The sequence below is a fragment of the Burkholderia sp. Ac-20384 genome (genome assembly GCF_017104605.1).
In the GTDB taxonomy this organism is placed as follows: Bacteria; Pseudomonadota; Gammaproteobacteria; order Burkholderiales; family Burkholderiaceae; genus Burkholderia; species Burkholderia lata.
Genome location: NZ_JAAGPE010000362.1, coordinates 1 through 7,812, shown reverse-complemented (window position 1 = coordinate 7,812; position 7,812 = coordinate 1). Strand labels below are relative to the sequence as shown.

At 69.7% G+C, this 7,812-nt stretch carries 7 protein-coding genes and 1 pseudogene; all 8 read right to left on the bottom strand.

What is annotated here, in order from left to right:
• On the bottom strand, nucleotides 1-432 hold a 432-nt coding region (locus G3O00_RS37145; protein WP_206145990.1), incomplete at its 3' end, for a permease.
• A 58-nt stretch (nucleotides 433-490) separates the two neighbouring features.
• Nucleotides 491-1,570, bottom strand: coding sequence for an ABC transporter permease (locus G3O00_RS37140; RefSeq protein ID WP_206145989.1), 1,080 nt, complete (start codon nucleotides 1,568-1,570; stop codon nucleotides 491-493).
• Complete coding sequence (locus G3O00_RS37135; RefSeq protein WP_174929147.1) at nucleotides 1,563-2,576, bottom strand: ABC transporter ATP-binding protein; 1,014 nt, start codon at nucleotides 2,574-2,576, stop codon at nucleotides 1,563-1,565. Before G3O00_RS37135 ends, G3O00_RS37140 begins: the two co-directional genes overlap by 8 nt.
• A 13-nt stretch (nucleotides 2,577-2,589) precedes the next feature.
• Nucleotides 2,590-3,663, bottom strand: coding sequence for a TauD/TfdA family dioxygenase (locus G3O00_RS37130; protein WP_206145988.1), 1,074 nt, complete (start codon nucleotides 3,661-3,663; stop codon nucleotides 2,590-2,592).
• Between the two features lie 3 nt (nucleotides 3,664-3,666).
• Complete coding sequence (locus G3O00_RS37125) at nucleotides 3,667-4,329, bottom strand: class I SAM-dependent methyltransferase (protein WP_011350114.1); 663 nt, start codon at nucleotides 4,327-4,329, stop codon at nucleotides 3,667-3,669.
• Nucleotides 4,330-4,369: 40 nt separating this feature from the next.
• On the bottom strand, nucleotides 4,370-5,608 hold the full coding sequence (locus tag G3O00_RS37120; RefSeq protein WP_206145987.1) for a citrate/2-methylcitrate synthase: 1,239 nt from the start codon (nucleotides 5,606-5,608) through the stop codon (nucleotides 4,370-4,372).
• A gap of 1 nt (nucleotide 5,609) precedes the next feature.
• A complete protein-coding gene (locus G3O00_RS37115; RefSeq protein ID WP_206145986.1) occupies nucleotides 5,610-7,460 on the bottom strand; it encodes an acyl-CoA dehydrogenase in 1,851 nt (616 codons plus the stop codon).
• Nucleotides 7,460-7,812, bottom strand: a pseudogene (locus G3O00_RS37110) (hypothetical protein); the annotation flags it as partial. The pseudogene G3O00_RS37110 and the gene G3O00_RS37115, both read right to left, overlap by 1 nt.

The window sequence follows — 7,812 nt, the reverse complement described above, 5'->3', positions numbered from 1 at the left end:
GAGCGCGACGACGGTGACCGCGAGCAGCACGATCGACAGCGAACGCACGCGCCCGTGGTCGACGAACGCGCCGTCGACGAAACCGCCTTCCGACCACGCGGTATGCACGATGCCGACGACCAGCACGCAGACGAGCATCGCGGCCGGCCCGAGTTCTTCACCCCACAAACGGCTACCTGTCGGCGACACGAGCGCCAGCACCGCGCCGATCACGAGAAACAGGTCGACGCCGATCGCGATGCTGTTGCGGTCCGCGCGGCGGATCAGCCATGCGCCGTGCACGAGCGCGAGCACGCCGCCGATCAGGAACGCGTGTGTCCAGCGCACGTCCGGCTGTTCGGGGCCGAGCCGGCCGTAGAACAGGAACACGATCGCCGGCAGGAAGTTGCTCGCGTGCAGCAGGTAGTCAGTGATGGGATTGCTCGATTTCATCGGGGGATTCTCCTTCGTCGAAACGTCGTAACGTCGATACATCGGACACGGTGCGGTGTTATGCGTCGTGCCAGCGGAACAGCCTCGCGGCGGCGAACAGGAACAGCGCCGTGCTCGCGGTCATGCCGAGCAGTTGCGGCGCGAGCTGCGCGTACGGGGCGCCGTCGACCAGCGCCCCGCGCAGCGCGACCGCGAACTGGTTGGTCGGCAGGAACGCGAGCACCGACTTCAGCCAGGCCGGTGCGTCGTGCATCGGGATCGTCAGGTCGCTGAAGAACAGCAGTGGGTAGTAGGTGACGTTGCACGCGAGTTCGGCGGCGGCCAGCGACTTGGTGCGGCTCGCGAGCAGTACGCCGATGCTGAGCACCATCGCCGCGCCGAGCAGCACGATCGGCAACGCACGCAGCCCGTCCGGCGTCGCGATCGGCAGCGCGATGCCGAACGCGACGCGTGCGACCGTCAGCAGCACGAGCGCCGACAACGCCATCATGATCATCCGCGCGACGATCAGCGCGGCGAGGAACACGCCGCGCGAGACCGGGAAGCACACGTATAGCTTGAACGTATTGCGTTCGCGCAGCGATGCGATCGCGGTCGTCGTCGAGTTGAGGCCGATCGCCATGAACGCCATCACGAGGATGCCGGTCGCGAAAAACGCACCGTAGTCGAACGGGCGGCGCGCCGGCGCGGCGTTCTCGAAGCGCGCCTGCGCGGCAGGCATCCCGAGCTGCTGCGCGGCGCAGCGCGCGAGCGCGATCTCGACGACGCGCGACGCGGCCTTGACCGCGAGCGAGCCGTTGAAGTCGTAGCGGATCGTCGCCGGCGTGCGCTCGTCGTTGCCGAGCACGACGGTCACGCGATCGGCCGCCGTGCCGCGGCCGTCGAAGGTCGCCTTCACCGTGTCGCTGTGCGTGAGGCTCGCGACGATCTGCGCTTCGCACGCGCGGCTGTACGGCGTCGCGCCGCCGGGTACGACGAACGCGATGTCGGCCGTGCCGAGCGAACCCGATCCGCCGAACGCGAACAGCATCACGCTCAGCAGGAACACCGGGAACACGAGCGTCCAGAACAGCGACGAACGGCTGCGCAGATAGCCGAGCAGTTCGTTGCGCACGAGAATCAGGAACACCTTAGTCATGGGAAGGGCCCTCGGTACAGAGGCGCAGCAGGTCGCCCGGCGTGCTCGGCGCGAGCGCGAGATGCTGGATGCCCTGTTCGCCGACGATCCGGTGCACGTTCGGATGCAGCGTCGCATCGCCGAACACCTCGACGACATGCGCGGCCGACACGCGCACGCCGGTCACGCCCGGCAGCGCAGCGAGGCGCTTGCGCAACGCACGTGCGTCGGCTTCGTCGCGGCAATGCAGGACCGCGCGCGCTTCGCCGACCAGCTCGGCGCGCAGTGCGTCCTTGTCGCCCTGGTAGCGCACGCCGCCGTCACGTACCCATACGAGATCGTCGACGACGGCCAGCTCTTCCTCGGCGTGGCAGATCATCGCGACGCTCGTGCCGCGCGCACGGTGGCGCAGCAGGTCGATCACGACGCCCGCATAACGGCGGTCGAGGCCGGTGAACGGTTCGTCGAGCACGGCCAGTTCGGGCCGGTGCGCGAGCGCGACGTAGAGATCGACGCGCTGGCGCTGCCCCTTCGACAGCGCGCGGCACGGCTTGTCGAGCAGTTCGGCGATGCCGAGCGCATCCGTGACCGCGGCATCCGCATGCACGTACATCGCGCGGTGCAGCGCGACGATCTCCGACACGCGGAGATGGTCGGGATACTCGACCTTCTGCAATTGCGCGCCGATGCGCCGCAGCGACGGCGTATCGCGCATGAAGCGGGTGGCCGGCACGTCGAGCACGCGCACGTCGGTGCCGCCGCGCCGGAAGCCGAGCAGCGTTTCGAGCAGCGTGGTCTTGCCGGAGCCGTTCGGCCCGACGATCGCGGTGATCGCGCCGAGCCGGAACCGCACATGCCGCGCGGAAAAACGGAAATCGCCGGCCGCGACGTCGATCGCGCGCGCGCCGAGCGCCGCGCCGGGCGCGTGCGCATCGGGCAGCGGCTGCGTGCCCGAGCGCTGCGGCCGGTCGAATGCAGTGTGCGGGCCGAACATCGCGCGCACGGAAGCGAGGAACGAGGGGTTCATCGTCGGCATCCCGTCAGTCGAACAGCATGACCTGCGTGTCGCGCGCGCCCCGGTACGGGTTGCGGCCGTGCGCGACCAGCATGTTGTCGACGACGAGCACGTCGCCGGCGTGCCACGGGAACGCAAGCTCCTCGTCGTCGAACGCGTCGTAGATCGCGACGAGATCGTCGAACGGCATCGGCGACCCGTCGCCATAGCGGATCTCGTACGGAAATGCCGCGCGCCCGCCGTACATGCGCTGCAGGTAGCGGTAACTGAGCTCGCCCATCGAGCGCGGGTTCGGATGCTGCGCACTCGCCTGGTTGAACCACACGGTTTCGCCGGTGCGCGGATGCGCGCGCAGCGCGCTGCCGACGTGCGACACGGTCACGCTGCCGTCGTCGAGCCAGCGGCACCCGACGCCGCGTTCCGCGCACAGCCGCTCGACCTCGTCGCGCTCGCTCGTGCCGAACGCGTCATCCCACGGCCGGTGGTATTCGGCGAACGGCATGCCCGGATTGGCGGCGAGGCCGTCCGCGCGCTCGCCGGGCGCCGCGAAATTGCGCAGGTACATCACGCCGCGTTCGGCGAACCGTTCGCGCAGCGCGGCCGGCACGCGTGCCGTCACGCGCCGCATGTCGCAGATCGGCGTCTCGCCGCCCGCATCGGCCGGCTGCCGGCAATAGAACGCGACGAGGCGCGGGAACGCGGGCATGTAGGCCATCTCCTGATGCAGCCCGATCTTGAACGGCGGCGGCATGCGGGTCGACTCGTATACCTGGCCGTCGATCTGCTTGCGCGGCGCGGCGCCCGCGGTGTAGCCGTTCGCGTGCGCCGGATACAGCGCGCCAAGGCAGCCGAACGCGGCGGTGTCGGGCACGGCGAAGCCGCGCCACAGCAGCGCGCCGCACGCGTCGAGCAGCGTGTCGATCGTGTCGAGCCGCGAGCGGTACCACGCGACGAACATCTCGGGCGAGGTCGCGAGTTCGGCGCTGCGCGGCGTCACGCACAGCGGCAGCGTCGCGCCGGACGCGACCGCCGAGCAGTGCACGTCGTCGGCGCCGAGCCGCGCGGCGGCGTGCGCGGCGAGGAAGGCGAGGTCGGTCATCACTCAGGCCAGCGCCGGTTTCTTCAGCAGGATCTCGAAGCCGAGCGCGCCGAGCCCGGCGCTCGGGCTGTAGATCGACGCGACTTCCGCGAGACCGGCTTCAGCGACGAGCGCATGCGCTTCGTCGAGCGTGATCTTTTCCTCGACGTGGGTCGGCGGATAGTCGGCGGCGGCGCGCATCGCGGTGAAGCGGTCGAGCAGGTGCTGCGGCGCGTCGCGGCGCATGTCGTGCACGAGCGCGATGCCGCCCGGTTCCAGCACGCGATACATCTCGGTGAGGCTCAACGCCTTGTCCGGCAGGTGGTGCAGCGTCGCGCGGCCGACCGCCATCGTCAGCGTGCCGTCGTCGAACGGCAGCGCGAGCGCGTCGCCGACGCGCATCTCGATCGTGTCGTCGAGATCGAGTTCATGGATGCGCGGGCGGCCTTCGTCGAGCATCGCCGGATCGAGGTCGATGCCGACGTAGCGCCAGCCGCGCATGGCCGGATCGGTCGCGAGCCGCACCGGCACGACGCCGGTGGCCGTGCCGATGTCGGCGATCACGCCGGGCGTCATTCCGCGTGCGAGCTGGCGGATGCGGCTGATGAACAGCAGGTCCCACGGTTCGAGCGTTTCGGTGGCGAAGCGATCGTAGTCGTTCGCCGGGCGCAGGTTCTTGAGCAGCATGACGTTCCTTTTGCAGAAGGGTGCCGAAGGGATGAAGGGATCACAGCCAGCCGACCGGCACGGCGGCCAGCAGCCGTCGCGCGGTCGCGCTGTTGACGCCGAAAGCCGGGCGGCGGCGGCGCTCGACCGCATGCGCGGCCATCGCCGCGATGCGCGCGCCGAGCCCGACGCCGACGCCCCACGACGGCGCGGCGACACCGAGTTCGAGCAGCGTCGCGGCCGTCAGGAAATCGATGTTCGGCCGCAGCGAGCGGCGGGCGTCGGCCTGCGCGCAACACGCGTCGAACAGCGTGACGTATGCGCCGTCGAAGCCGTGCATCGAGAAAAGGCCGCGCATGTGCGGCGGACGCGGGTCTGCCACGAACAACGGATGGCCGAAGCCGTACAGCGTGCGTTTCGCGTCGAGCGTGGCATCGATCGCCGCGCGCCCGGTCGCGTCGAACGCGGCACGCGGTGCGTCGGCGCCGCCGGGGACCGACCGTGCGAGCGAGGCGAGCCACTGCATCGCTTCGAGTGCAGCACCGACGTGCGACGGCCCGCTCGCGAGGAAACCGGACGCGATCGCCTGCGTGAGCGTGACGCCGGTGCCGATCGCGACCCGCGGTGCGAGCACGGTCGGCGTGATGTAGCCGAAGCCGGCGTGCCACGCGACGAGCAGCATGTCCATCGCGGCTTGCGCCGGTGCGTCGGTGCGCGTCGCGCCGGTCAGCACGAGCATGCGTTGCGCGTGATTCGACGTACCGGCGAGCGATGCGCCGATCGAGTCATGGCGTGCCACGAACGGATGGCCTTCGATCGCCGCATGCAGCAGAAACGGCGCGGCGGCCGCGCACAGCAGCATCGTGTCGAGATCGGCGTCGTCCGATGCTTCACCGTGCACGCGAGCCGTCACGTCGTCGAAGCCGCGCAACAGGCCGGACGCGGCCGCGAACACCGGCGCGACACCCGCCGCGCCGAGATCCGCGGCGACGGATTGCGCGGCCGAGCCGGACGCCAGCGCGTCGGCGAATGCCGCGAGCCGCGTGCCGATTGCCGCTTCGTGCGCGCGATGAGCGGCACAGCCGGGCGCGACGTCGAACCACAGGTGCGCGAGCGCGCCTTCGAACGTGGTTGAGCCGATCAGTGCGTTCAGGTCGAGATCGCGTACGCGCAGCGCTTCGGGTTCGAGCGTCGCGCCGTCGATGTCGGTGCCGCGATGGCGGGTTGCCGGGCGGCCGAGCAGGTTGCGCGGGGCTTCGCCTGTCGAGGTGGTCGTGGCGGAATCGAGTGTCGTATCCATGTCATTCCACCTGCGCGAGTTCTTCGCTGCTGACACTGATCGCCGCATGCGCCATCGCGGCGATCACGGCCGCGTGCTGGTCGACGACGGGCAGGACGTTCGCGAAGTAGTAGCGCGCGCTTTTCAGCTTGCCGCGATAGAACGCGAGTTCGGCCGGTGCGTCGGCGGTGTCCGGCGCGTCGAGCCGTCGCGCGGCGATCGTCGCCGATTCGAGCAGCACCCACGCCGACGTGACGACGCCGAACATCTCGAGAAAGCGCGTGTAGAACTGGCTGCTGCGGTGCGTGTGACCGTCCTGCACGTCGCGCGCGATGTCGTCGAGCGCGCTGGCAATCCGGTCGGCGCCCGTGCGCAGCGCATCGAACAGCGGGCGCAGCTCCGCATGCGTGCCGGTGTGATGCTGGCGCGCGAGGAACACGTCGAGCTCGTCGCGGTAGTACTGGATCAGTCGCGAATGGCGGCCGAAGCCGAGCTTGTCGCGCACCAGGTCCTGCGCCTGGATGTAGTTCGTGCCTTCCCAGATCGACAGGATCTTCACGTCGCGCGCGTTCTGCTCGACGGGGCTCGCATCGGTATAGCCGAGCCCGCCGTGTACCTGGATCGCGGTTTCGCAGATCCGCCACGCCTGGTCGGAGATGAATGCCTTGCAGATCGGTGTCAGCAGCAGCTGGAGCTTGCGGTGGCGCTCGATCTCGGCCGGGTCGGCGTCGGGCGTGGCTTCGAGCATCGCCGCGCGCGTGGCGGTCGCGGCGAGCTTGCCGAGCAGGCCGCGGCAGCCGTCGACGCGGCTCTTCATGTCGACGAGCATGCGCTGCACGTCCGCGTGCTCGACGATCGCGACGCGTGCCGCATTGGTGTTCGATGCGCGCTCGATCGGCCGGCCCTGCAGCCGGCGGCCCGCATACTCGACCGCATGCAGGTACGCGCTCGACGCGACGCCGACGCCGAACATCCCGGTGCTCATCCGCGCCTGGTTCATCAGCGGCATCAACTGCAGCAGGCCGACGTTGCGCCGGCCGCCGAGCAGCCAGCCTTTGGTCGTGCCGTTCGCGCCGAACACCAGGTGCGTGTTCGCGCAGCCCTTGAGCCCCATCTTGCGCGGCAGGCCGATGCAGTCGACATGATTCGACTGCAGTTCGCCCGTTTCCTCGTCCGGCCAGAAGCGCGGCACGACGAGGCACGACAGCGAGAACGAGTCCGGCGACGCGGTGTCGATGCGGCCGAGCACGAAATACAGCGTGTTCTCGGTCAGCTCGTGCATGCCGGCCGAGATGTAGACCTTCTCGCCGTCGACGGCGTAGATGTCGCGTTCGAGCGGCGTCGCGCGCAGCGCGACCGCGGTGAGATCGGTGCCGGCCTGCGGTTCGGTCGCGCAGAAACAGGCGTCCCAGCGGTACGCCTCGAGCGGTGCGATCAGCGCTTTCTGGTGCGGTGTGCCGTGCATCTGCAGCAGCTTGATCGCGGGGCGCGTGAAGCCGCCGTACGTCATGAACGACGGGTTCGCGCCCATGAACATCTCGTAGATCATCTGCGTGACGATTGGCGGCAGCCCGTGCGCGGTGCCGAACAGCGTGTTCGACCATTCGTCGCGAAACCGTGCCCACAACGCGTGGAAATGCGACGGAATGCGCACCTGGCCGTCGTCGAGCAGCGTGCAGCCTTCGACGTCCGCCTGCTGATAGCTGCGGCCGAGATCGAGCGCGAAATCGCGTGCGCGTTCGAGCAGTGCGTCGATCGACGCGCGGTCATGCGTGCCGTACAGGCCGTGTTCCGTAAGGAACCGCTTGTCGGCCTCGAACAGTTCCCACAGAAAGAAGCGCAGTTCGCGCAGGCTCACCTTGTAGGCGCTCATCACGCGTCTCCTTCGATATCGAGTGCGGCATCGAGGCCGCCGGCAAGGTCGACGACGGCCGCCGCCGCCGCGCCATGCAGTGCCGCATCCCACACGAGCACCGTGCGGCGTTCATCTTCGTCGAGCGCGCCCGCGAGCCGGATCAGCGCGGCCGCCGATTCGGCCGACGACAGATGGCCGGCGGCTTCATGCTGGATGCGGGCGGCGACCGGGATCGACGCGGCGTCGGCCACGCGTGCCGCGAAGCCGGGATCGAAGCCGGGCGGCACGCACCAGTCGATCTGGCCGGCGCGCAGTCCGGCCATGTCGAGCGCGCGGCGGATCGCGCTCGCGCCGGTCGCCGATCGACGGA

What these genes read in the sequence shown, in the direction of transcription:
- G3O00_RS37140 (WP_206145989.1), bottom strand. Translation starts at nt 1,570, where the DNA reads ATGACTAAGGTGTTCCTGATTCTCGTGCGCAACGAACTGCTCGGCTAT.
- G3O00_RS37135 (WP_174929147.1), bottom strand. Translation starts at nt 2,576, where the DNA reads ATGAACCCCTCGTTCCTCGCTTCCGTGCGCGCGATGTTCGGCCCGCAC.
- G3O00_RS37130 (WP_206145988.1), bottom strand. Translation starts at nt 3,663, where the DNA reads ATGACCGACCTCGCCTTCCTCGCCGCGCACGCCGCCGCGCGGCTCGGC.
- G3O00_RS37125 (WP_011350114.1), bottom strand. Translation starts at nt 4,329, where the DNA reads ATGCTGCTCAAGAACCTGCGCCCGGCGAACGACTACGATCGCTTCGCC.
- G3O00_RS37120 (WP_206145987.1), bottom strand. Translation starts at nt 5,608, where the DNA reads ATGGATACGACACTCGATTCCGCCACGACCACCTCGACAGGCGAAGCC.
- G3O00_RS37115 (WP_206145986.1), bottom strand. Translation starts at nt 7,460, where the DNA reads ATGAGCGCCTACAAGGTGAGCCTGCGCGAACTGCGCTTCTTTCTGTGG.